This window comes from Lysinibacillus sp. FSL K6-0075 (genome assembly GCF_038592945.1).
Taxonomy (GTDB): domain Bacteria; phylum Bacillota; class Bacilli; order Bacillales_A; family Planococcaceae; genus Lysinibacillus; species Lysinibacillus fusiformis_F.
In genome coordinates, this window is the sequence record NZ_CP151947.1 from 829,288 (window position 1) to 853,943 (window position 24,656).

The window sequence follows — 24,656 nt, forward strand, 5'->3', positions numbered from 1 at the left end:
GGGCTAGAAACCCTATTGTATCAATGTTTCTAGCCCGTTTTTCTATTGATTAGCCCCACCTTTGGCCCCAATTGTTTGTAAACTTTGACTAAATAACAATACAGATTCAGTTTCCATTTCTTTTAATACATGGCCATACACCTTATAAACCATATCAGCAGTGTTACCCAATCTTTCAGCTATTACCTTCACATTTACTCCTCGATTCAACAAAACGGTACAGTGTGTATGACGTAAACCATGTACAGTTATTTTAGGAAGCGATGTTCTTTTAGTAATTCTGTCGACAATTCTTTTTGATTGTCCAGCTAGAACAGGTTCAGCGGTATATTCAGAAATAAATACATATGTTTCGTCATTTTCGTTTAGCTTTTTCCCATACGATAACAATTTTTGTTTACACCATTTTTGATATGTCTTTAATTGTTTTATAACTACAGGATCAACTAAAATTGTTCTATAGCTATTTTTCGTTTTTGGTGAGCGAGCTCCTCGATCATCGCGGGTACGTTCAATTTTAATTGTATTATTAACAAAGTCGATATTTCTCCATTGCAAACCCATAGCTTCACCTTTACGAATACCAGTATAGGAGATAGTCAACAAAAAACTGTAGCTAGTGATGCTTTCATTTTGTTTTGCGTCATCTAGGAATGTAACTAGTTGGTCAGGAGTGAGATAATTCAATTCCTGTTTTTCTTCTTCTACTGTAGCAAAAGATATTTTTGTAATGCGATTACGTGAAATTAATTCATTCTCCACAGCTGCATTCATAGCTATTTTGAAAATTGTATGCCACAATCGAATGGAGCTTTGGTTAAACTGTCCATCTAGTTTATTGATAAATTCGCGTTCATAAGTAATTTTATCAAGCTTTTGAAGTTTATAATGGCCTAAAATAGGTGTTAAGTGAAGGCGAATGGCAGCTTCTCTTTGAAGACGGGTATTGACCTTCCACTTTTTATGGTTCGTTTCGTACCAAATATCTAGCCATTGGCCAACAGTTAGGTTATCATTTTCAATATACTTTGTTTCACCGCGCAGCGTTTGAGCCTTAACTTCCAACAGGGCTTTCAATGCTGCTTTTTCTGTTTTAAAGCCACTTTTCTTCTTTTCTCTCCGTTTATTAGCAGCATCATAATACTTATGTCGATACATCCACAGTTTTTCTTTATTTGCATTGAAATAGTGATATATTTCAGGTTCTTTTGCTGATTTATATAGTTTCACCTTGTCCATTCCTTTCATGCTTGGGCGAAGCGTGTGTACAGGAATAGGTGAGTGTGAATAATTATTTAACTTTTTCGTTGCTGAGCTATATGATGGAGAACTTCTTCATGTTCTTTTTTTATTTGTTCGTCAGAAGGATAGTTTTTTTCTCTATCACCAAATAAAGCCATTGCAACATTATATAATAACTTTTTATCTTCACTATTTAACTTATATTGATTTACATAAAAATTCCCAGGTACCTCCAAAAAGCTTTCTAATTGGGGATAATGTTTTTCTTTGAATTCAGCTAGTAAATATGATTCAACCTGACTCTCAATGAATTTATTCTGCTCCTCTATAGATAAATTATCAAAAGGATTCCCACTTAAAAGATATTCAACATTTATATTCCCTAAGTCAGCAATCTTTTTTAAGCGTTCATTATTAGGCAAATTTTTTCCCGTTTCCCAATTACTAACCGTTCCGCTTTTTGCTTTCTCGTCAATTTTTTTAGCGAATTCTTCCATGCTTAAACCTAAAGAAATTCGTATTTTTCGTATTCTTTTTCCAACTTCTTTCAAGTCATATGATTGCTCCATTTTAATCTCCTTTAATTGTTTTTTTTAATGATAAATTAATTTTCTAAGAAATACAAAGAATTTATTGTGTTTTTAGGAAGTTTATTTTAAACTAAGAAATACAAAGAAAAATAAGGGGTGAGAGAATGAATAAAATAGTAGGCTATAGAAAAATGTTAGGTTTGACACAGGGAGAAATGGCTAGATACTTGAATATCTCTGAGGTTACGTATAGAAATAAAGAGAAGGGAATTAGTGCTTTTAAAGACAAAGAAATGAAATTGTTTTATGAAGTGTTTAGTCGAAAAAATTCTAAAATAACAATTGAGGATATTTTTTTTAGTTAAAAACTAAGAAATACAAAGAATGGTGAGGGTGAAAATAAATGTTACCAGCGAATATTGAAATAAATCTTGATAAGCAAGCCATTCGGCAGTATATCGAAAAGCGGCTTGATGAAGAAATAAGAGAAGTATTGTGGTGGATCGATCTAAACAAAATGGCAGAACTAACGAACATGTCACAAAGATTTTTAGAAAGTGAACTTGTATGTGATGTTCGTATGCGAGCCATTGAGGTCAAGAAAAATCGTAAACGCTGGTGGCCAGCGAGACAGGCTTTTGAAGTAATAAGTGAGATTACAAGTGAATGGTAATTAAAATATGCTTGGGCGAAGCGTGTGTATAGGAATAAGTGATTTTAACACGAGTGAAATTAAAGGTGGCGAGAAAAATGAATGAAGAATATTTAATTGGACGTATAACTGTGTATTTTGGAGTGGATATTGTTTCCTTAGTGCACAAAGTCCATGGCCGTTATTCGTACATGGATTTAGTAGAAGGTGATCTTATCGAAGTAAAGGAGGATGACCAATACAAGACTATTACTATTAAAGATATATTAAATAAAATTGTTGAACACGATTCAAGTCAGATATGGAATCACGGTTCGTCAATTTATGAAGGTGCTCAAGTTAGGGTGAAGCTAGACCCTCAAGGAAACAAACTAGCAGTTTTAACGGAAAAAAACCTAAAAATAAGTAAAGTAATGTTTGCCCTTAAGCAAGGGTTCATAACTCATGAGCAAGCTACACAAGCATTTTTGCAGCTTGAATTAGAAAATGATGAATAAAAGAGCACCTGAACAGTTTAAGCAATATAGGCATTGACAAGGTGGTGGTGACGATGTCTGATAATTTCTTTTTTCCAGTTTTCACGGGTCTACTCGAGCCAGAACATGTCGAAAAAATTGGTTCCGCTTTATGGGAGTTTTTGTGGTTAATATCTAAAGTTACAAAAGAAATTGTTGAGAATGATGAAACTATCGGCATTGTCCTTGGCGGTAGACCTGTTAAAAATATTGAATTGTCCGAATCGTTAGGTTACAGTCTGGCGAAAGTTGAACGGAATATTTCAACATTAAAAAAACAAGGATATATAACCACAAAGCGAACACCCTATGGAAATATTTTTAAAGTGAAAAACTCAAAGAAATTCCATAAAAATAGAACCCTCAAAAATGACAGTTCTGTAAGTAGAGAACCCTCAGATTTAGAGAGAGAACCCTCAAATTTGATGGAGAGAACCCTCAGATTTGAGGGATGTAATAAAGATATAAAAGATATAAAAGATATAAATACTACTCGTCAAAAAAAATATGACGAGGACAGTACCTATTACAAAATGGCAATCTACTTTCATGAGAAAGTTTCTGTGGTTGCAAATGAAGCTGGAATATCTCATTTGATTAAAAAGTCCAACATGCAATCTTGGGCTGATGATATGCGAAAGCTTATTGAAATAGATCAAGTTGATAAGCACCAGGCTAAACAAGTCATGGATTGGGTAACAGAAGATTCATTTTGGAAAACAAATGTACTATCAGCCAAAAAGCTTCGTGAGAGATTTATGGAACTGGCTATAAAAATGAATGCTGATAAAAAGCTTTCTCAACCAAAGCAAAAGCCTCAATATGATCCGAGAGATAAAGAAATAGAGTTCCAGCGTTGGTTACAAGATGGGAATGATCCAGATAATTTTGATTGGAGTGATTGAAATATAGATTATCAAAAGTAAGAAGCGAGGATGATATCAATGGAACTATTAAAACACTTAACAAGAGCAGAGAAAGTAAAAATTCGTAAAGCTGTTGTAAAAGAATTGGCACGATATCGAATTTCCAAATTAGCAGCAGAGAATTCAGATAATGATAATGTTGCCTTTCATCAAAAGATTGAACGTGCTATTGAGAGATTACCAACACCAGAACGTTTTCTAATTGAAGCAAGGTATTTGTCAGCTAATAGCGAATACTTGACAGATTATCATGTCTACAATTTAAAGTTTGATCCACCAATAAGTTCAATGACTTACACAAAGATTAGAGATACAGCTATGATAAAGATTTCATTGTTTTTAAATCTTGATACAGGTGTGGAAATTGAACATTTAATTCTAACAAACTATCCTGCTAGGTTTAGTTGAAAGGAGGTTGTGCTGCATGAATCAAACTATTATTTCGGAAGCTTTCGGTGAACAATTAGCGCTTATTACAGCTAACACACCTTATGCAATTGAAAGTAATTCAGATAATTTTGTTTCAGAACTAGAACATAAAGTTAGGGAGTATATGTATTCATTGTGGATGGATGCTCAGGCCAACAAACTAGCAAACTATTTGGAGAAAAGACAAGCAGCACACTTTGCTCAGCTGTATGAATTTAGTTATGGCGTGTCTATGTATGATAACGATCAATCTCTTTCGAGTAGGGCGGATATTCTGTCATTTATGATTATTGACGAGAAAGCATCATATAAGAAACGTTTAGAACGTATACGGCTTCAATACAAGCGTTTCAAGGAGATATGTGAACTAATTAGTGTAGAAGATAGAAAGTTGTTTATAAGCTATTTTGAGCAGTCTCAGAAGGTGGTTTATGAAACCTTAAGGAAAGCGGTGATAAACAATCTAACATTAATTGGTGAACGTTATAGGCGTGATGAAAAAATGAAATAGTTACACACGCATGATTCTCTCAATACTTAAAAGATAGTGAGGTGAACTTATGAAAGAACTAAGATGCACAAAATGCGGAAAGCTATTATTAAAAGCTTCACGTGAATATGAAGCTGGTGCTGTACATATCCAATGTGACTTAGAAGTACAATGCACACGATCAGGTTGCAAGACTATCAATCAATTCAAAGTTAAATAATCATAGAGACTCATGAAGTCCAGTAGCAGCACAGTGATGTGTATGTTATTGGGCTTTTATTTTTTGTCACACTTGGGCGATAGCCCCCCCTACCAAATTATAATTTTGGCCATTTTTCTGTAGACCGTATGAGCATGTAATTGCGCGCCTCAAATTAATTTTTGAAAAATTTTTAAGTGTGACAAAGGCAGTGAGCAAAGTAAAATCCTGATTTCATGCTACTTAGAGAGGTGTACCATTTTGTCACACTTGTCACAGTGTTCCGTTGTGACAAAGTCCTGAAAGGAGGTGAAAGTTATGAATCGAATTGAATATGCTTCAAAGTTTACTGAGTCACGTGCAGCTACTATTGAAACGTTTAAACGCGAAAAAGAGCTTTATGAAAAGCGACATGCACTAATTATTAAGATTAATAAAGTGTTGAAGAAATAACCCAACAATGAGCGTGTATGGTTGTGCACACGCTCCAATTTCAAGGAGATGAAATAAGGATGATTGAATATAAAGCATTAGTCGATAAATTACCTAAAAGAGATCGAGAAGCATTTTTAAAGATTGAAGAAGAATACTATGCCTCTAGTAAATTAATACAACACAAGAATGAGAATATGCGCCAACAGGCACAAAAGGAATATATGGAGAAAACACATGCCTTTACAACAGCACTGTCACTACTTAAAAATGGAATGTTTACGGCTGACGGTCCAAAAAGACCACAATTAAGTAAAGCAGAATTGTTATTGCAATCTAAAAGCAAAGACCTTTTAAAAATGGTACCTTCATTTGCTGAGTTACTAATGTTAGTGGATGATAAGCCAGCTTTAATAGAAAAAAAGAAGAAAGCAATTAAAAAGCTTCAGGAAGAAATTAAACAATTGGAAGGGATTCAATTAAATAATAGCTATAGTTTACTTAATCCTAAACGATTCTTTAACAAACTTTCTACAGAAGAATGTGCAAGGAAAATTGAGAAATTACAACGTGAAATATCCAATGAAGAAACTGAAATTAAGAATTTGCAAGCTGTTGAATCAATTGAACTGTATGATGTATCGAAAATCTCAACTGAAATGGAGTTAGTATTAAACACTTCAAAAAGTAAGCTCGATGAAATGGCTGAGAAAGTATTAACTGCACAAAAGCAATATTTCGACCTTTTGAAACAGTATGGCGAGATAAAGCGTTCAGCAAGTCATTTTAGTAATGAAATTAAAAACATCATTGATAGCGAGTATCAGAAGGTAGCAGCTGCTTCACAAAATCCATCTTATCCGAACCAACCAAGTAAAAGATTTACCATTCCTGTAACACTGGAATTTGATCCACGTATTAGAGAAGGCCATATTGAACGAATTATTGATTTTCACGGTCAAATCACAAATGAGGTTATGAAACGGCCATGACAAAACCTTTAGTTATTAGTGGATACGCGCTTTGTTGGAATGAACGAGCGTGTATCCATGATGACCAAGGAAGATTTTACGAACAGTTTCTACCAGGTGCCTTTGTAGACTCTATAAAAAAGCGGAATCAAACGGTTCGATATTCTCACTTGAGTTCCCTAGATTTTGCTAGTGCAGAAGCTGGACAACTTACATTATTCGAAGATGAAAAAGGTTTGTCATTTCGTATTGAATTAGAAAACAACCATGAAAATCGTCTCTTATACAACTTAGTAAGGGATGGACAATTAAGTCATGTTTCAGTGGGATTTAAAAATGCAGAATATAAAGAGACAAAAAGAGGAAGTAAAAAGTTTAGGTTAATACAACGTGCAGATTTAGTAGAAATAAGTATAGTAGAGAATCCAGCTTATAAAACATCTAGTGTACGAGTCGGATGCAATAATAGACTGTTAGAGTTAATTTCTAAAATTGATAAGGTGTTGAGTGGATAGAACACTTACTTCGGTAGGTGTTTTTTATTGGAATTTTCTGTTGAAAATTAGCATGTACTTGAAAATTAATAAAAAAGAGATCACGAAAGTGATCTCTGTGGCAAGGTTTAAAGTTAATAAGTAAAGTAATATTTTGATTGCCTTATATAATCGTTAGTTACCTTGAATAGATGTTCTAATTTCTTGTTCTAGTCTCACGTTAATTGGTTGAAGTACTGGGTATTCACTTAGGATTTCTTGATATAAATCACCCTGGTATTCTATTGCCTCAATTGTTACAGCAACACTATATCGTACTCGTTTTTTATCAGTATCTCTATCTAGAGCGTGGAATGTTAAAAAAGGGTTTTTTAGGGAGTTCGCTTGGAAAACTTTACTTCTTTTTGCTACTGTATCCCACTTTAAATCATCACGTCTTTCAGATTCTGTGGCAAATTTATTTGGTGTCACACTAGCTGGTATAGAGCCTAGTTTCCATTCATCATCTAATAACTCTTGTATAGAATCAGCATCTGTTATTATATTTCTTTTCAGAGTTCTACTATTCTTGTATAAATTATATTTATCTTCGTGTGGATGCAGTGCATCCTCAATCGCAGTAGATGTATAACTTTCTGCAAATAATGGATTCGGCGGAGTGACAACTACAACTGTCCAAGATATTTTAATTTTCTTTGCACCACATGTTTGTGGTACTGGTAGTTTTAACTTTGCATAGTTTCTTACTGACATTTCATTATTATAGACAATTGTTACTTTATTTGGAGTACATAACAGAATATCATCCACATTTTTTGCACAGATACCATATCCAAATTCGTGATCTATCTCATCAATTTCACTGGATGAAGCCTGTGTCAATAAACTTCTAGCAGTTAAAACGCCAATATCATTACTTTTTAACATTAACTCTGCAGCCTTTCTTGCGACTATCGGAGCTGCAAAGCTTGTCCCCTGAACATTTTGCATAGCGTATTCTTCTGTTCCTAAAACTTGTATAGGGTGGAGAGCTGAACCACCGTGTTCACAAAAGTCGGGTTTGATTTTACAGCCTTCACGCCCAAAACCAATAGAACTATATGGTGCTCTCGAATAATTTCCATCAACATTAATCTGATAGGCGCCCACTCCAATGCCATTAACCATATCTGAAGGTGATTCTATTCTATTATATGGTTCTTGACTCATTCCAGAATTACCTACAGCTACAATGAACAGCTTTCTATGGTCGTAAGCTAATTGGTCCAATGCGGTTGTAAATCTACTAATATCATCATCGAGAATACTTCCTTTTGGACCTACAGAAACATTAAAAACATCTATATCTGTTAACTGAGGTACAGCTTTTTCAATTAAATCAATAGATTCATATAAATCTACATCAGAAGGATTAGATGTTGGGAAAACTCTTATGCTCTCAACTCCAAGTACTGGACTTGGAACAGTAACCCCATCTTGGAAATTCTGTAAATCACCATATAGAATTAGGCTAGATACGTTAGTTCCGTGAGTCATGAAACTATCACTTGGTAAAGAATCGACCTCATAGTATTGAGTGGTAGATTGCTGGAAGAATGGATTCTGTATATTAACACCGCCATCAATTACACCAACCTTTTTAACTGGTGTAACAGTGCTTACTGGTGGATTAACTTTATTAGGAATTAGGTCAGTAAAGACAGAGTTTAATTCAAAATCCATAGGATGAACAGTTCTTAAAGGGTTGAAATCTGTCAGTAAATTTATATCTTCTCTTGATAAATTGATACTGACAAAGATTGGTCCGTGTTCATATGCTTTGTATTTAATCTTGCTTCGATGTTCTTTAGAGATGTTTAATAAAGTGAACAATTTATCTAAAACAATTTCTGCTTCTTCATAAGGGTGTAGCACGAGCTCGACCCTTCCGTTATCCCAAGTATCTTCAAATCCGAGAGCCACTTCATCTTTATTGAGTAAATTAATTTCCTCTATCTTTCGTAGATCTTCTTTAAAGCTTTTTGATCTAATAGAATCGAGTAACATTAATCCGTTATCGATATTTTTAGGTTGGATTTTTACGAAGTTAAGTTTACTTTCTTTTCCTGAATCCGTAATCCATTTTCTTGATCCAACATTTTCGACATCTAAAGCCCCGAAAAAACTGTTGGGAGTGTAAGATTTTGCGAGAAACTTTTCATTAAGACGAACTGCAATTACTACTTCATCCATCTTTTTTTCAAATGGAATAGAATCGATATCTTTTTTCACTTTTACTAGTTCTTCTTTTACTAATTTTTTTGCTTCCTCATAAGATCTAGGAAATTCTTTAGGACCTCCAGCGCTATTTTTATTAATAGGTTCAACCAGATTTTCACCTCGACCTAGTATTGGTCTTCTTAAATTATCACTCATTATTTATCCCCCTCTTGCAAATATCGATTAACTGAAGTTAAAGAAATCCCTGTTAGTTCCGAAATTTCTCTTTGTGTGATAGATTTACCGTATTCTTCTTTTATTGAGTTCACTAATTTTGATTTAGGGATGTTGCCAGTACTTATTTTTGTATCTATAAAGCTTTTCAAGACATTTATCTTTATATCTCCGCCAAAAATGATTTGCTTCTGTAGTGAATGAGTACTAATTTGATCTATGTCGGCTGGAGTTATACCTTCAAATGTAGAGCTTAAAAAATTCAAAAACTTTTTATCAATTTCGACAACACCTCTATCTAGATAAAATTTCCATAGTTGAAATCTTAGCTTTTTATCTGGTTTTTCTACTTCAATTTTTATATTGAACCTTCTCCAAATGGCATCATCCAGTATTTCTGGATGATTAGTAGCAGCTACCAAGATGCAATCGTATGGCCATGTTTCGAGTTCTTTTAAAAGTACATTAACTATACGTTTTAATTCTCCTAAATCACTAGCGTCTGTTCTTTTCTTTGCTATAGCATCAAATTCATCCATTAATAAAATGGAAGGTGATCTCTTAGCATAATCTAAAACTTCTTTGATATTTTTCCCAGTTTTACCGAGATAACTAGAAATTGTTGAAGAAAGATCAAGTGTTAAAAGTGGTAAGTTCGTTTGGTGAGCTAGATATTTTGCTAAATAAGTTTTTCCGACACCAGGTGGACCATAAAGTAATATGCTATTAGTAGGTTTTATACCAAACTCTAATAGCTCTTTCATATGATTTCTGTTTTGTAAAAATTCTTCGATTGTTTTCTTGTACATGTCAGATAAAAATATTTCAGAAGGTAGTACACTACTATCTTCTAATTTCACTAAGGAATTCAATGACTCCTCATCTTTCGGTAAAGGGTCCTGTCCATATGCTCTTGTTAGTGATGCGCCTGCTCTATAATTAGCTAATATTTCAGAAATTCTACTTGCGATTTCTGGACTCTCTTTTTTTAAAATGCGCATTATACTCAGTGTACTTGCCTCAATAATTTCTTTATCATTCTCAAAAGCAGCTTTAACTAAATTAGGTAAATGCTTTTCTATTTGTTTCATTTAATTTTACCTCCGTTCATAAGGAACAAATAAAACATATCATTAAAAGTGGGTTTTATCAATATTTTGTTCCGTTTTATTTTATATTAAATTATTGGAACGCATTAAAACCAACATCCTTTATACTAAATGCATAATGAATAATAAGTGTTGTCTAATCAACAATTAAAAGTGACTTTGTCACGGCAATAGTCATATTCGTATTTGCAGATTTTTTAGTTTGGCCAGATATTGACTTTAATATTCTTTTTAACTTGTCCCACCGTAATGTCCTACCGTTAAAATGTTGAAATCCAATGGGGAAGTAAGCGTGAAGCCTTACATTTTGAATATTAATCATTTATTCTTTTAATCTTTAAACATGCTCTTAATAATTAAATATATAATCTAACAGCTACAGGAATGTAGTTGCTTTTTGTAATAGTAAACCTTTAAATTTCATATATAATTTAGAGGTGATTAGGTTGGATAAACCAGTATATTTAATAGATTTAGGGATAAAGGTGGTAGTTCCTCATCTTGAAATAGGCGGAGAGAAGATTCCTACCCCTGTGGGCTTGTCAGAGTTATTAGAACCTGCATGGGTAATACCTACTGAAGAAATGCTTGAAAAACGTAAGAAATTAAATCAAGAAATTGAAGCAAAGTATGAATGCTCTACATACAAAAATGAAAAGGGACGTTGGGTGACATGTTATACAAAGAAGAAATAAATTTTTAGTAAAGCACTTTCAGCTGGGAAATAAGCTGAGAGTGTTTTTTATTTTATACAACTTAATAATTGGCAATGATAAAAATGAATGGAGGGATAGATGTGGATGGATTTAAGGATTTCAAAATGACAGAAGAAAAGGTTCGAAAGTTGCTGCCGTTAATTGAAAGTATTCTGTCTAGAGAATACGGAAGAAAAATCAAATTAAAGGATTTGACAGTGGGTGGGATAACAGTTAGAAGGGATGAATTAAATAATAAAAGGTATGATAATTTAAAAATCAAAAATAAGATTGATAAATAGTGAAAGGACACCCGAATTATTGGGCGTCCTTTTTGTTTTTATAATTCACCATCGAGCCAGCGATCTATTTTGTCTAAGTCAAAAAGTAAAACGCCTGGTGTTGGCTTATTAAATGGAATACTCTTAGTTCTCATTAAATTATAAATAGTTGATTTTCCCATAGGGCAATTGATTGATTTAAGATAATTTACTAATGCCTCTACACCTCTTACTTTTCTCAAAAATATTCACTCCATTTTTTATAAATATTCTACAATCTAAAATTACTTGTTAATTCTAGGGATTTGCAATATTTTTTACAAAAAACAACAAATAAAATTTTTGGAGGTAATTATTTTTAAAGCTCAATTAGATTTTTCATTGTCCTCAAGTGATAAAATATCCGAAATTTCTACATTTAATGCTTTGCACAAAGCCCCTAATGTATCACGTTGATACTGCATTGTTGTGTCATTATACATCCTGCGTACAGTTTCCTTCTTTAATCCTGCCATTTCAGCACATTTTCCAATAGAAATACCACGTTCATCTAAAATTATTTTTAATGTTGATTTTACTCTCATAATACTCACCTTTATCTTTCTTTTTAGTTTAAGTATATAAAAGTGTTTTTATTATGACAACGGAATGTGGTTGACAACGAAGCGTAGTCGTTTTATTATTTCTTTAATGACTACGTTTCGTAGTCGTTGTTTGTTTGACACTTGTAAGTGAAAGCGAGGTGAAAACGATGGCATTTGAATATTTAGCACAATACACAACATTTGAATCAGTAGCAGACATGGACACAGCAGTTGAGGAACACATTGCGGCTCATTACTATGACCTAACACCAGCTGAGCGTGCCATCGTTTTCAAACTTGCTTCACACTCTCTTAATTATCCTGGAGTGTGTCACCTGAAAGCCTCCACAATTGCTGACAGCTTAGAAATCAGCACTAAGACAGTTTATCGTGCTATCAAGAAATTAGAATCACTAGGCATTATCAAGAGAGAGACAACTACAAAGGTAAAGGGAGGACGTGGTGCAAACATCTATATTATTTTGCCTTATCAATTAGAAACGAGTGAAAGCCCTGTCAAGCATTTTGAACAAAATGTGGTTGTTACATTACAAGATGCTTATAACCAGGCTAATGTTGGAACAGCGGCATGTAAAGCGTTTATGAATGAGTATCAACAAATGCTATTTGAATTTATGTACTCATTGCCTATGCAGGACAATCTTAAAGACCAATTACACAAATGCATACTAGCTACAAAAATAAACAATATACGTGATTTTGTGAACGCTAAGAACGTTTTAGCTAACATTATCTGTGATATTACGAACGGTACTTTAACTGTAGCAAGAACACTTAGAGCCGTATTTGTAGGAGCATTTAACAAGGCCGTAGAGCGGTCTAATAACAAGCAATATAAATCATCATCTATAGAAGAAACGGTTGATAGAGAGCGTCCAGTACCGTTTTACAACTGGTTAACTGAACGGGATAGACCAACAGAAGTATTTTAATGAGAAGGAAGTGAGGACACATGAAAGTTACAGCCAAGGAATGGTGTGTCATGTCTGACCATAATAAACAATTACTATTAAAGGCGAGAGCAAACAAATAAAAACTAAAAGAAAAAGGAGAATGAGGATATGCAGGTACATTCACAACACTTAACTAATTTCAACCGTATTACTGACGTGGTACTGGATATTTCTATTGCGTTAGAAAAGGTACAACTTATGCAAAATGAGTTAAATGACGGTTATTTTGCTAAATGGGAACCAACAAAGAAAAAAGAAGAAATTTATTACGTAGCTTGGGATTATGATCGCTACGGAGTAATTGCACGGATTGGGGAAGATTATATATATGAGATGAAAAAGAAAGTCGAAGAATTAGAAAAAATAGTTAAAGTACTTAGAGATCTACAAGTGGATGAACCCTCAGGACAACCTAGCAAGACAACTGCCGATGAAATAAAAGCTTGATGTGTCTGATAGTTACGTGAAATTAGAGGCAGACTCTAACTTTAGGAAGTGAGAAACAAAGCACTTGCTACGGCAGGTGTTTTTGTTTTAAAAAATGGATTAGTTTAATATCTGTGAACAAAACAGGCATTAAATAAGCCTCTTTATTCATATATAGTGTAATACATCTTCTGTATTTATTTTCTGAAAGATGGAGATACTTCAATTAACTTTTACTACCCAAAAACCCTAATAAGTGTTAAATTTATATAGAAGGGGTATTTGTGTAACAAATATTCTCCTTTTCTTTTATATTAGAAAGGAGGTCACAGTATGTCATTACTATTAGAGGAGGCTACTGTTATGAAGAAAAAATACTTTAAAATAGCAGGTAGTATTCAGCAGTATTCGACAAAAAGAATGAGACCTTCAACATCAGAAACGAGAGCTCATATCAGACGTTCCCCATATGAAGTTGCACTAAATGCAAATTTAGATGATCATGTAAAGGCAGCTGCAATTAAGAGTATTCTTAATAGGAAAGCAGCATATGAAAATTTAGTTCATAGATGATTAATCGATTAAGTGTGCAAGAAGTTATTGGTCTACATGAAATAGTAGCCCAATTTGCACCCAAAGAAACTACAGGTGTAAAAAATTTAGGATCCTTAGAGTCTGCTGTGAATAAAATGGATGCAGGCTTTGGTGATTTTGAATTGTATCCTTCAGTTATTGAGAAAGCAGCTGCGTTAGTTTGGGGGATTACTAAGGCACATGCCTTTCATAATGCAAACAAAAGGACGGCATTAATTTGTCTTGACGTTTTTTTAGAAATAAATGGCTACCAACTAAACTTTGGGGAAAAAGAAGCCGAAGATTTAATTGTTGATATTGCCGAAGATAGATTCGGTAGTAACGAGGTAAGTCGCTCTCTTGTTGAATATTTATTTGAAAAAACAATAAAAAAAGAAATAGAATAGCTAATTTTTTTTCTTCGTCCCACTATTTAATGTGGGACGTTTTTTTATTATGCTAAAAACAAAAAACATTGAAGTAAATTACCACAATCTCACTCACCTATTCCTGTACACACGCTCACCGAATTTTATTAGCCCCAAACTAGCCCCACTTAGCCCCAAAAACATACTTCATTATGCTTTATTCTGCATTATTGATTTAACATATATAAGATGGAAACCCTTGATATGACTGAATCTAAGGCATTTAAAGCAATGTTTTGCATTCAATTAGTATTACATTGAGTAATATGTCTTTTTCTATGTCTATAGTATAATAATTCATTAAAGAAATGGTTGCGGACGGAGGCTTACATATGCTTGTAGATTTTAGAGTGAAAAATTGTTTGAGTTATAAAGATGATACGTTATTTTCAATGGTTGCGGGAAGTCGCCTACGAAAATGGAAGGATACCCACACAATCCAGTTTGATACACTTCGTCTTGTAAAAAGTGCATTTATTTTTGGCCCAAATGGAAGTGGGAAATCCAATCTTTTTACGGCTATTAAAGTATTGCGTTCCTTGCTTTTTAATTTTGAAAACTTAAATAATGTAAAGCAATTACGTCTACCCTATCAACCATTTAAGTTAGGAAGACAGCAAGACAAACCAACAGAGTTTATGATATCGCTTTTTTTAGACGGAGCTTTGTATGATTATGAAATACAGTATAATGCTTCTCAAGTTCTTTATGAACGTCTTGTGAAAACGAATAGGTCAATGAAGGAAGAACTGTTTGTCAGACAATGGGACGGTACAGAATATTCTTATGAAACAGCCCAAACAACAGCGCAGGAATTGACAAAGTACACACGAAACAATACAGCCTTTTTATCCGTATTGCATGTTTTTAATGATCCTGATGCATTAAAGATATTCGATTGGTTTTTACATAAAATTCTGTTTCTAGATGAAGCAAATCGGTTATCAAGTCATCCCCTTATTCGTAAACTTGAAGAGGAGCCCTTTAAAAAAGAAGTGATCAAACTTCTTAAAATTGCAGACCTTTCCATTCAAGATGTTACGGCTAGACGTGTGGAACGCAGAGAGAAAAATACAATTGGCTACGAGTTTGATACACCTGAGGTGATTCAAGAAGTAGATATTGATCTACATTACTTATCATTTGATGAAGCAGGTAAACCGATAGGGACAGAAACAATTAATTGGACAATGGATTCTAAGGGCACAGTACGAATGCTACATTTAGCATGTGTGATGGTGGATGCTTATAATAAAGGAAAAACCATTTTTATAGACGAATTCGACACAGCATTCCATGTATCGATTTGTGAGTTTTTAATGGCTATTATGAATAGCAAACGCAATAGCAGTAATCAATTTGTCGTGACGAGTCATGAAATAGAATTACTTGATCAGCCACTACGATCCGATCAAATTTGGTTTGTGAATAAAAGCTTTAAAAATGAATCGGAACTATACTCCTTATTTGATTTTGCAGATTTACAAAAGAAACGTGGGGATCTTTCTTATGCGAAACGGTATATGAAAGGGGAATTTGGTGCAACGCCTGTCATTAATGAGTATTTATCCGAACAATATTTAGAAGAAGCGGAGGTATCTGAGCAGTGAGAGTACGTCAACAAGGGAGCCGAACACTGCGTAAAACCATCTTAATTTATTGTGAAGGTGAAACTGAACGTATTTATTTTGAACAAATGCGTATTTTAAAGCGTTCTAAAATGGTTAGTGTCAAAATAAAAAATGTTAAACGATCAGCAATCAAGCTTGCCCAACATGCTTATCGAGATTCCAGCTATCAATACTTTGATGAGGTGTGGATTGTTTTTGATAAGGATGATCTAACCGATAAGCAATTAGAGGAAGTCAATCAATTTTGCGAGGAAAAAAATATTCATATTGCCTATACAAATGAAGCATTTGAATTGTGGTTACTGTTGCATTTTGAGGAAGTCGACAGTACAGAAAAATATCCCCGTGCGGTCTTAAATGACAAAATGGAACAGCACCTTGGTGTGAGTCGTTATTTCCGTCATAAGGCTGATGAAGCCATCATAGCCCCCATTGCATTACGACATGAGGTAGCGATTAAAAATTGCACAGACATGATGGCTCTCCGAGAGTCAGAGAGCCGTGACAATCCATACTGTAACATACATGAAATGATACGATACATATTTTAAGATTAGCAGGTTTTCTATGATCAAATAGAAGCCTGTTTTTATCTTTACATAATGCTTTGTCGAAATGAAGGCATGTTTCTTTTTCAAAAACATATAGTGTATATGGAGCGAAATCAGTACATGTATGAAAGGGGATTGCGTGGATAACTCAAAGTCAAATCAATCCAATAATGTAGAAGGAAACGCAAAGGATCATCAACTTGAGCCGTTTCGTGTCGAGAATGAGGGCACGAAAATGACAACGAATCAGGGACTAAGGGTGTCCAATGATGAAGATTCGTTAAAGGCAGGTGTTCGTGGGCCGACAATTATGGAGGATTTTCATCTTAGAGAAAAAATTACCCATTTTGATCATGAGCGTATTCCAGAGCGTGTTGTACATGCCAGAGGTTTTGCAGCACATGGCGAGTTTGAATTATATGAATCCATGGCAGAGTATACGAAAGCGAAATTTTTGCAGGATCCGAAAAAGAAAATACCTGTGTTTGTCAGATTTTCGACAGTGGTAGGGAGCTTAGGGTCAATGGACACAGCTCGTGATGTACGTGGGTTTGCAACGAAGTTTTATACGGATGAGGGAAATTATGATTTAGTCGGTAATAATATACCTGTTTTTTTTATTCAGGATGCCATTAAGTTTCCCGATTTAATTCATGCTGTAAAGCCTGAGCCACACAATGATATGCCACAAGCAGCCTCCGCACACGATACTTTTTGGGATTTTGTAGCCAGTAATCAGGAAATTGCACATATGGTAATGTGGGTGATGTCTGACCGTGCCATTCCACGAAGCTTTCGTATGATGGAAGGTTTTGGCGTGCATACGTTCCGCTTCGTCAATGACAAGGGGAGATCAAGATTTGTTAAATTCCATTGGAAGCCTGTGTTAGGTGTGCATTCTCTTGTTTGGGATGAAGCCCAGATAATTGCTGGGAAGGACCCAGATTTTCAGCGACGAGATTTATGGGAAGCGATCGAAATTGGAGATTATCCAGAGTTTGAGTTAGGCATACAAATACTAGAACCTGAGGATGAATTTAAATTTGATTTTGATATTTTAGATGCGACAAAGCTTTGGCCAGAGGAACTAGTGCCAGTGAAGAAGATTGGAAAGATGACCTTAAATCGCAATGTGGATAATGTCTTTGCTGAAACAGAGCAAGTTGCGTTCCATCCAGGTAATGTTGTGCCAGGCATCGATTTTACCAATGATCCACTGCTACAAGGTCGACTCTTTTCTTACTTAGATACACAGTTGATTCGATTAGGGGGACCAAATTTTGCAGAGATTCCTATTAATCGTCCGATTTGCCCTGTGCATAACAATCAACGTAATGGCTTTAGCCGACAGACGATTAATTTAGGTAGGGTAAGCTATCATAAAAATTCACTAGCCAATAATACACCAGCCACTTCTACTGCAAGAGAAGGTGGATATGTTCATTATGAAGAAAAGGTTGAGGGACGAATCACAAGAGCGCGTAGTAAATCCTTTGATGATCATTTTTCACAAGCAAGGCTCTTTTGGAATAGCATGTCCCCACCTGAAAAACAACATATTATTGATGCCTTTAGCTTCGAAGTAGGTAAAGTGAAGAGTAAATCAGTTCGTCAGCAAGTAGTGGATATGTTTGTCCATGTAGATAAAGCAATGGCTACCACAGTGGCAGACAATGTTGGTGTAAATCGTCCTAGCGGAGAGCAGTCCAAGGTAACAGCCTCTTCACCTGCACTGAGCCAAGCCAATACCATTAAACTACCTTATACACTGAAAGTAGGTGTCTTAATTGGTGATGGCTTTGATGCAAATGAAGTCGGGGAAGTATTGAAATATTTAACAAGACAAGGTGTACGCTACAGCATCATCTCTGATCGACTAGGTGTTGTGACAGGGAATAATGGTGTGCAATTAACGGCTACTGACACATTTATTACAACCGATGCTGTATTATTCGACTCGTTATATGTTGTTGGGGTAAAAGCAAGTAATCAGGCGAAATTCAATACTTATATCGTCAATTATATAAATGAAGCATATCGTCACTTTAAGCCCATAGGATTTGCTGCAACTGGCACAACCTTCTTCAATATGTCGAATGCCAATGTAGGACCAGGCATCGTGTTAGCGACAGGTAACAAAGATTTCCCGAAAAAGTTTGTAGCTGCCATTGCCCAGCAACGATTTTGGCAACGAAATATTTATTAAACAGAGCAATGAGTGTCGAATACCCGCGAAAGGGAAGCAAATACCCGCGGAGAGCAGTCGAATACCCGTGAAAGAGAAGTAAATACTATGTAAGTCAAAAGCCTTTCATTGAATGAGAGGCTTTTACTATGTCTGTCATTGCATTCAAAATTTGCAAATGATATGGTGGTACATGAGGTGAAAATTATGGAAAATTTTGATATTGCTATTATTGGAGCGGGACCAGGTGGCTATGTAGCAGCCATACATGCAGCAAAGAATGGCAAAACAGTCGCGCTAATTGAACGAGATAAATTGGGAGGCGCCTGCTATAATGTTGGCTGCATACCATCAAAGATTTTATTGGAGCATAGTAAACTTGTGCAGGAAATAAAACGGGGGAATAGCTGGGGAATAGAAGTGCCCAAAGTGGAAATTAATTTTCCTCGATTAATGCAGCGGAAAGATACAATTATTCATGAACTATTAACAAACATTGAGCATTATATTGTCAGCAATCATGTTACTTTATATCGTGGTGAAGCTTCAGTCGCAAAGGATTTAACAATTACAATCGAGAACGAGACAATAACGGCTACAGATATTATTTTAGCCACAGGCAGTAAACCCTTTGTCCCATCATTTGAAGGGTTAGAGACATCTACCTACTATACGACAGACACATTTTTTGATATAGAAGAGCTTCCAGAACAGTTAACAATTATTGGGGGAGGTGTAATTGCAATTGAAATGGCTTTTAGTTTAGCACCCCTCGGTACTAAGGTAACAGTGCTTAATCATAGCGAGGATATTTTACAAACGGAAGAGGCTGAAGCAAGACCGCTGATTCGAGAAAAAATGAAGAAGCTTGGTATTGAACTTGTGACAGATTTCCAATTTGAAAAATTTGAAGGCAATACCATTCATACATCTAAAGGCTCTTATACATATGAAAACCTTTTATTTGCAACTGGACGTCGTCCGAATACAGAAATTGCAGAGCAATTAGGATTAACTTTTGATGGTCGGTTAATCGCAGTCAATAAGCATTTTGAGACAAGCCTGCCGAATATGTATGCGATTGGTGACTTAGTGGGTGGTTATCAACTTGCGCATTCTGCCAGTGCGGAGGGAATTTACGTTGTTGATTATATTGTGGGCAACCAGCCAATACCAATTGATCAATCGTGCATCCCTCGATGTGTTTATACACATCCTGAAATTGCCACATTTGGTTTATTAGAAGAGCAGGTCAAAACGCCATATACTGTAATAAAAATGCCACTGCAGACTAATCCAAAGGCATTAATGGAGGGGAATACAGAAGGCTTTGTGAAGCTAATTTCATCCAAGGATAATGGTCAAATTTTAGGTGCTTGTGTAGTAGCGGATGGTGCAACAGAAATGCTTAATGCGCTATTAGCAACAAAAAATGCTGGTGGTACCGCTCAATCACTTGCACAAATGATTTTTCCACATCCGACAGTGTCGGAGCATATTGGTGATGTGGCAAAAGCTGTTTTTGGGAAAGCCATTCACCAATGATAAAAAGCTGTTGACATTCAAGAAATTTATGTTAAATTAATTTTATAAGAATACTAGGTATTTAAGTTAACTAGACATCTAGAGGCTTCTATTTTACAAAACGGTTATCCGTCGAATTGTAGAATAGGGGCCTTTTTTATTAACAATGATAAAGGGAGTGGGTAAGATGACAAAAGCAGTCATTATTAATGGAAGTAATTCAAAAAATTCAAGAGTTACGGCTATTCATGAAAAGGTGGAAAATCATTTCATTACACAAGGAATAGAGGTTCACTCAAATTATGTACATGAACTACCAGCTACTGATTTATTAACGGCGAATTTTTCAAGTAAGGAAATACAATCTGAAAATGAACAGATTAAGGAAGCAGATCTTATTGTCATCCTTACACCTATTTACAAAGCATCCTATACAGGTATTTTGAAGACTTACTTGGATTTACTACCGCAAAAAGCCTTGCTCGATAAGGCCATACTACCCATAGCTGTAGGAGGATCAATCAGCCATTTATTGGCATTGGAATATGCACTAAAGCCAGTTTTAGCTGTACTAGGAGCCACATCCATTACTAATTCTGTTTACATTGTGGATAAACAGATCATTCGTTTGGAAGAGGGTGGCTTTGCAATTGAGGAAGAGGCCATCAGCAGACTTGAAGCACAATTAGAACAATTGCAGCAAGTATTCATTGTTAATTAAAATAATAAAAGCGCATTTATAGGGGCATCCTATAATGCGCTATTTTTTAATTTCCTTCTGGATTTTCTTCATTCTCCACAGGTATTGTAGAGAGATATAAGAAAGCTTCATCTTGCAATAGCATTATTTTTTCTTCACAAATTCCATGCGATAATGGTCCAGAAAAAATGGACTCCCACCATGTTCCTGTTGTTGTTGTCATTCATCTACGCCCCCGTTTCGGTTTTAATATGTAGTTGTATATTTCCCGAGATGAAAAAACTAAAACATTTCATTTTCACATATGCCATTTCACCCCCTCGATGTAGAAAGAGGATTTTTGCCTCTCGATGTTGTATCGTATAGACAAAGATAGTTTGTTTCAAAATGAAAAAACTATGTATGCCATTTTAAAAAAGGGGTGCTTTATTGATGAATTTTACGTCACAAGATGTGGAAAATATGATTACAGCGCAACGTCAATTTTATTTTTCACGCGCAACAAAAAGTGTGAAATTTAGAAAAGAGCAATTAAAGAAATTAAAAACTTCAATTTTGAAATATGAGAAAGAAATATTGAATGCGCTTCACTTAGACCTTCGTAAAAGCGAATTTGAAGCATATGCGACAGAAATTGGCATTGTATTAGATAGTATTTCATATATGGTAAAGCATGTGGAAGAATGGATGGAACCAGAAGCAGTCAAAACGCCGATACAATATCAAATGGGCAAGAGCTTCATTGTACGTGAGCCGTATGGAGTTACATTAATAATTGGGCCTTTTAATTATCCATTCCAACTTGTAATGGAGCCTCTAATTGGTGCCATTGTTGGAGGCAACACAGCAATCGTCAAACCGTCAGAAACATCTGTACACACAGCATCCATTGTGAAAAAAATCATTGAGGAAACGTTCCCCTCTTCCTACGTACGTGTTGTTGAAGGTGAAAAGGAAGAAGTTACGGCACTTATTCATGCTTCCTTCGATTACATCTTTTTTACAGGTAGTGTAGCCGTCGGTAAAGTAGTAGCAAAAGCTGCTGCAGAACGTTTGACACCAGTTGCTTTAGAGCTTGGTGGGAAAAGTCCAGCGATTGTCGATCAAACAGCAAACCTAGAAGTAGCGGCAAAGCGTATTGTATGGGGCAAATTTACAAATACTGGACAAACATGTGTGGCCCCCGATTATTTACTTGTCCACAAAGTTGTTTATGACCGATTTATGAAAATTTTAAAAGAAACGATTCGTTCGTTTTACGGCAAAAATCCTTTGAAAAGCCCTGATTACGGTCGTATTGTGAATTTGAAACAATTCGATCGTTTACAGCAAATAATCGTGGAAGAACGTGATGCCATTACATATGGTGGACGAATGGATCGAGATGATTTATATATTGAACCTACAATCGTCGAATATGTAAAATGGACAAGTCCTTCGATGCAGGAAGAACTGTTTGGTCCTATCTTACCTGTTATGATGTATAATGATTTGCCACTTGCCATTCATCAAATTCGCCAATTACCGAAGCCTTTAGCGGCATATTTCTTCTCAGAACATGAAAAAGCAATGCAATACTTTTTAGAAGAATTACCATTTGGTGGAGGCTGTATTAATGATACCATCACACATGTTGGGAATTTACATTTACCATTCGGTGGTGTAGGTCCATCAGGCGTGAAAGCATACCATGGCAAAGCGAGCTTTGAAAACTTTACACACCCCAAATCTATTTTAAAGAAATCTTCCAAACTGGAGACAAATGTGCTGTTCCCACCATATAAACAAAAAGTGAAAATTGTGCGTTCAATTATGAAATAGCCTAACAATGGGGGTATCTTATGATGCCTCCATTTTAAGAATAAGTCTCATATGCATAGAAGATTGTTCTCTAAATAAACCTTTCTCGTTATGTCGAAAAATGCCGATTGGTGATTATAAATAAAAATTTGAAGAAAACATGATTTTTTGTTCAAATGAAAGCGTTTTCGTTGAAAAAACACAACTGAGGCATTTTATTTATCATGAAATAAGTAGTAAAATAAGTTCAATAGAATGTGGGGGAATTCATATTGTCGTTTTTTGTCGATTGTTAAGGGTGATGATATGAGTGTAGAGATTGATTGGAGGACTATGAAATGTATGCAGAGGAATTGTTAAGCGCATTACCTTTGAAAAAAATAATTGGCGTGCTGCCAGATCAGGTTAGCGATATCGTAGTAGATTCAAGAAGTGTGCAACCAAATAGCATGTTTGTTTGTATCAAAGGTTATACAGTAGATGGGCATGATTATGCGCAAAAGGCTGTAGATGGCGGCGCAACAATTGTTGTAACGGAGCGTGAATTACCGCTAGGAGAAACGATTGCACAAGTGATTGTGCAAGATACAGATCGCGCAGTAGGTTTACTAGCTGCAAAGTTCTTTGATTATCCTTCTAAGGACATAACGATGATTGGTGTAACTGGAACAAATGGTAAAACATCCGTAACAGGAATTATTCAAAATATTATGCATGGTATGGGCGAAAAATCGGCCTTATCCGGCACAATTGGCTTTAATTTAAATGGTATTTTATATGAATCAGCCAATACAACGAGTGATGCGTTATCGACACAACAAATGATTTTCCGAGCAAAAATGGAAGGCTGTCGTTTAATGACAATGGAAGTTTCATCACATGGGTTAGCACTTGGGCGTTTAGCAGGTGTTGATTATGATATCGCTATTTTTACGAATCTAACGCATGATCACCTTGATTTCCATGGTACGATGGAGGAATACGGCCATGCAAAAGGCTTATTATTCTCCCAACTTGGACAAGATTTAGAAAAAAATAAATTTGTTGTGTTGAATGCTGACGATGCTTGGTCAGAGCGGTATGCCGCCATGACACCATTTCCAGTGTGGACATATGGTTTAAAAAATGAAAAGGCTGATTTCCGTGCCATTAACTGTGAGTATCACGATTATATGACATCTTTTGACGTGGAAATGCCCGAAGGAATTTATCGCGTAAAAATGAATTTACTTGGGGAATTTAACATTTATAATGTATTGGCAGCCATGATTGCGTTTTATGGTCGTGGCTATTCAATGGAGTCTATTATTGAGCAAATTGAGCAACTACCACCAGTTAAAGGTCGGATGGAGAAAGTATGTTCAGATCTACCTGTACAAATTTTTATTGATTATGCGCATACGCCAGATGCTATTGAAAAGGCGATTGAAGCTGCACAACCTTATAAAAAGGGCAAGCTTATTTTCTTAGTTGGAACAGGGGGTAATCGAGATAAATCGAAGCGTCCTGCCATGGCTGAGAAAGCGTCAGCTGCGGAATATGTCATTTTGACAACAGATGACCCACGCTATGAAGACTATGCTAGTATTACAGGCGATCTTGCCAAAGGTATGCTTCATGACAATTATGCTTGTATTGGGGATCGTGCAGAAGCAGTGCGCCATGCTATTGAAATTGCTGAACCTGGTGACATGATTATTTTTGCTGGTAAAGGGCATGAGGATTATCAAATTATCGAAAATACAAAATTCCCACATAGTGATGCAGAAATTGCGATAGAAGCTGGCCGATTAAAATTCGTATGATGAAAGCTAAGTGATTAGGAAACCCTTTTAGTTGTAACTAGAGGGTTTTCTTTTTGGAGATTTCATGTAAAAAGGTT

30 protein-coding genes are annotated in these 24,656 nt (G+C 35.4%); 23 read left to right on the top strand and 7 right to left on the bottom strand.

Annotated features, from left to right (window positions below; genetic code table 11):
• Window positions 1-42: 42 nt before the first annotated feature.
• Window positions 43-1,239, bottom strand: coding sequence for a tyrosine-type recombinase/integrase (locus MHB65_RS03815; protein ID WP_342442541.1), 1,197 nt, complete (start codon window positions 1,237-1,239; stop codon window positions 43-45).
• Between the two features lie 56 nt (window positions 1,240-1,295).
• On the bottom strand, window positions 1,296-1,811 hold the full coding sequence (locus tag MHB65_RS03820) for a helix-turn-helix transcriptional regulator (RefSeq protein ID WP_342442542.1): 516 nt from the start codon (window positions 1,809-1,811) through the stop codon (window positions 1,296-1,298).
• A gap of 125 nt (window positions 1,812-1,936) precedes the next feature.
• Between MHB65_RS03820 and MHB65_RS03825 the strand changes: the two genes are divergently transcribed.
• From MHB65_RS03825 to MHB65_RS03870, 10 genes are all read left to right on the top strand, one after another.
• Window positions 1,937-2,137 (top strand): helix-turn-helix domain-containing protein, encoded by a 201-nt coding sequence (locus MHB65_RS03825; RefSeq protein ID WP_342442543.1) that lies wholly within the window; start codon window positions 1,937-1,939, stop codon window positions 2,135-2,137.
• Window positions 2,138-2,175: 38 nt separating this feature from the next.
• On the top strand, window positions 2,176-2,445 hold the full coding sequence (locus MHB65_RS03830; protein WP_342442544.1) for a hypothetical protein: 270 nt from the start codon (window positions 2,176-2,178) through the stop codon (window positions 2,443-2,445).
• Window positions 2,446-2,522: 77 nt separating this feature from the next.
• On the top strand, window positions 2,523-2,921 hold the full coding sequence (locus MHB65_RS03835; RefSeq protein WP_342442545.1) for a hypothetical protein: 399 nt from the start codon (window positions 2,523-2,525) through the stop codon (window positions 2,919-2,921).
• A 53-nt stretch (window positions 2,922-2,974) separates the two neighbouring features.
• A complete protein-coding gene (locus MHB65_RS03840; protein ID WP_342442546.1) occupies window positions 2,975-3,844 on the top strand; it encodes a hypothetical protein in 870 nt (289 codons plus the stop codon).
• A 39-nt stretch (window positions 3,845-3,883) separates the two neighbouring features.
• Window positions 3,884-4,273, top strand: a complete 390-nt coding sequence (locus MHB65_RS03845) for a hypothetical protein (RefSeq protein ID WP_342442547.1) — start codon at window positions 3,884-3,886, stop codon at window positions 4,271-4,273.
• Window positions 4,274-4,289: 16 nt separating this feature from the next.
• Window positions 4,290-4,805, top strand: a complete 516-nt coding sequence (locus MHB65_RS03850; protein WP_342442548.1) for a hypothetical protein — start codon at window positions 4,290-4,292, stop codon at window positions 4,803-4,805.
• Window positions 4,806-4,854: 49 nt separating this feature from the next.
• Window positions 4,855-5,004 (top strand): hypothetical protein, encoded by a 150-nt coding sequence (locus tag MHB65_RS03855; protein ID WP_342442549.1) that lies wholly within the window; start codon window positions 4,855-4,857, stop codon window positions 5,002-5,004.
• A 297-nt stretch (window positions 5,005-5,301) separates the two neighbouring features.
• Window positions 5,302-5,436 carry a hypothetical protein gene (locus tag MHB65_RS03860; RefSeq protein ID WP_342442550.1) on the top strand — a complete coding sequence of 45 codons (135 nt, stop codon included), beginning with the start codon at window positions 5,302-5,304 and terminating at the stop codon, window positions 5,434-5,436.
• Between the two features lie 59 nt (window positions 5,437-5,495).
• The gene (locus tag MHB65_RS03865; RefSeq protein ID WP_342442551.1) at window positions 5,496-6,407 is read left to right on the top strand and encodes a hypothetical protein; all 912 of its coding nucleotides are present in this window, start codon (window positions 5,496-5,498) and stop codon (window positions 6,405-6,407) included.
• Complete coding sequence (locus MHB65_RS03870) at window positions 6,404-6,901, top strand: HK97 family phage prohead protease (protein WP_342442552.1); 498 nt, start codon at window positions 6,404-6,406, stop codon at window positions 6,899-6,901. The genes MHB65_RS03865 and MHB65_RS03870 overlap by 4 nt, the downstream gene beginning before the upstream one ends.
• 153 nt (window positions 6,902-7,054) lie before the next feature.
• Here the strand turns inward: MHB65_RS03870 and MHB65_RS03875 are convergent, their stop codons facing one another.
• Together MHB65_RS03875 and MHB65_RS03880 are read right to left on the bottom strand one after the other, a co-directional pair.
• On the bottom strand, window positions 7,055-9,295 hold the full coding sequence (locus MHB65_RS03875) for a S8 family peptidase (protein ID WP_342442553.1): 2,241 nt from the start codon (window positions 9,293-9,295) through the stop codon (window positions 7,055-7,057).
• Complete coding sequence (locus MHB65_RS03880; protein WP_141903877.1) at window positions 9,295-10,404, bottom strand: AAA family ATPase; 1,110 nt, start codon at window positions 10,402-10,404, stop codon at window positions 9,295-9,297. Before MHB65_RS03880 ends, MHB65_RS03875 begins: the two co-directional genes overlap by 1 nt.
• A 464-nt stretch (window positions 10,405-10,868) precedes the next feature.
• On the opposite strand from MHB65_RS03880, the gene MHB65_RS03885 reads away from it, so the two are divergent.
• Together MHB65_RS03885 and MHB65_RS03890 are read left to right on the top strand one after the other, a co-directional pair.
• The gene (locus MHB65_RS03885) at window positions 10,869-11,117 is read left to right on the top strand and encodes a hypothetical protein (protein ID WP_342442554.1); all 249 of its coding nucleotides are present in this window, start codon (window positions 10,869-10,871) and stop codon (window positions 11,115-11,117) included.
• Window positions 11,118-11,218: 101 nt separating this feature from the next.
• Window positions 11,219-11,419 (top strand): hypothetical protein, encoded by a 201-nt coding sequence (locus tag MHB65_RS03890; protein ID WP_036075217.1) that lies wholly within the window; start codon window positions 11,219-11,221, stop codon window positions 11,417-11,419.
• 38 nt (window positions 11,420-11,457) lie between these two features.
• Here the strand turns inward: MHB65_RS03890 and MHB65_RS03895 are convergent, their stop codons facing one another.
• Window positions 11,458-11,640 (bottom strand): hypothetical protein, encoded by a 183-nt coding sequence (locus MHB65_RS03895; RefSeq protein ID WP_036075216.1) that lies wholly within the window; start codon window positions 11,638-11,640, stop codon window positions 11,458-11,460.
• Window positions 11,641-11,763: 123 nt separating this feature from the next.
• Window positions 11,764-11,982 carry a helix-turn-helix transcriptional regulator gene (locus MHB65_RS03900; protein WP_036075214.1) on the bottom strand — a complete coding sequence of 73 codons (219 nt, stop codon included), beginning with the start codon at window positions 11,980-11,982 and terminating at the stop codon, window positions 11,764-11,766.
• Between the two features lie 167 nt (window positions 11,983-12,149).
• Between MHB65_RS03900 and MHB65_RS03905 the strand changes: the two genes are divergently transcribed.
• The 9 genes from MHB65_RS03905 to ssuE all read left to right on the top strand — a co-directional run bounded on the left by MHB65_RS03905 (window position 12,150) and on the right by ssuE (window position 20,995).
• Window positions 12,150-12,935 carry a helix-turn-helix domain-containing protein gene (locus tag MHB65_RS03905; RefSeq protein ID WP_342442555.1) on the top strand — a complete coding sequence of 262 codons (786 nt, stop codon included), beginning with the start codon at window positions 12,150-12,152 and terminating at the stop codon, window positions 12,933-12,935.
• A 129-nt stretch (window positions 12,936-13,064) separates the two neighbouring features.
• Window positions 13,065-13,403: a hypothetical protein gene (locus MHB65_RS03910; RefSeq protein WP_342442556.1), complete on the top strand. Its 339-nt coding sequence runs from the start codon at window positions 13,065-13,067 to the stop codon at window positions 13,401-13,403.
• 312 nt (window positions 13,404-13,715) lie between these two features.
• Complete coding sequence (locus MHB65_RS03915; RefSeq protein WP_342442557.1) at window positions 13,716-13,955, top strand: hypothetical protein; 240 nt, start codon at window positions 13,716-13,718, stop codon at window positions 13,953-13,955.
• Window positions 13,952-14,362, top strand: coding sequence for a type II toxin-antitoxin system death-on-curing family toxin (locus MHB65_RS03920; protein WP_342442558.1), 411 nt, complete (start codon window positions 13,952-13,954; stop codon window positions 14,360-14,362). The genes MHB65_RS03915 and MHB65_RS03920 overlap by 4 nt, the downstream gene beginning before the upstream one ends.
• A gap of 353 nt (window positions 14,363-14,715) precedes the next feature.
• Window positions 14,716-15,993: an ATP-binding protein gene (locus MHB65_RS03925; protein WP_342442559.1), complete on the top strand. Its 1,278-nt coding sequence runs from the start codon at window positions 14,716-14,718 to the stop codon at window positions 15,991-15,993.
• Entirely contained in the window at window positions 15,990-16,565 is a 576-nt protein-coding gene (locus MHB65_RS03930; protein ID WP_342442560.1) for an RloB family protein, read from the top strand. Before MHB65_RS03925 ends, MHB65_RS03930 begins: the two co-directional genes overlap by 4 nt.
• Before the next feature lie 124 nt (window positions 16,566-16,689).
• Window positions 16,690-18,771: a catalase gene (locus MHB65_RS03935; RefSeq protein ID WP_205441496.1), complete on the top strand. Its 2,082-nt coding sequence runs from the start codon at window positions 16,690-16,692 to the stop codon at window positions 18,769-18,771.
• Between the two features lie 186 nt (window positions 18,772-18,957).
• The gene (gene lpdA / locus MHB65_RS03940; RefSeq protein ID WP_342442561.1) at window positions 18,958-20,295 is read left to right on the top strand and encodes a dihydrolipoyl dehydrogenase; all 1,338 of its coding nucleotides are present in this window, start codon (window positions 18,958-18,960) and stop codon (window positions 20,293-20,295) included.
• A gap of 166 nt (window positions 20,296-20,461) precedes the next feature.
• Window positions 20,462-20,995: an NADPH-dependent FMN reductase gene (gene ssuE, locus MHB65_RS03945; protein WP_342442562.1), complete on the top strand. Its 534-nt coding sequence runs from the start codon at window positions 20,462-20,464 to the stop codon at window positions 20,993-20,995.
• 46 nt (window positions 20,996-21,041) lie between these two features.
• On the opposite strand, the gene MHB65_RS03950 is transcribed toward ssuE, so the two are convergent.
• The gene (locus tag MHB65_RS03950; RefSeq protein ID WP_205441502.1) at window positions 21,042-21,197 is read right to left on the bottom strand and encodes a hypothetical protein; all 156 of its coding nucleotides are present in this window, start codon (window positions 21,195-21,197) and stop codon (window positions 21,042-21,044) included.
• A 209-nt stretch (window positions 21,198-21,406) separates the two neighbouring features.
• On the opposite strand from MHB65_RS03950, the gene MHB65_RS03955 reads away from it, so the two are divergent.
• Window positions 21,407-22,795 (top strand): aldehyde dehydrogenase, encoded by a 1,389-nt coding sequence (locus tag MHB65_RS03955; RefSeq protein WP_342442563.1) that lies wholly within the window; start codon window positions 21,407-21,409, stop codon window positions 22,793-22,795.
• A 317-nt stretch (window positions 22,796-23,112) separates the two neighbouring features.
• Window positions 23,113-24,579 (top strand): UDP-N-acetylmuramoyl-L-alanyl-D-glutamate--2,6-diaminopimelate ligase, encoded by a 1,467-nt coding sequence (locus MHB65_RS03960; RefSeq protein ID WP_205441506.1) that lies wholly within the window; start codon window positions 23,113-23,115, stop codon window positions 24,577-24,579.
• Window positions 24,580-24,656: the final 77 nt, after the last annotated feature.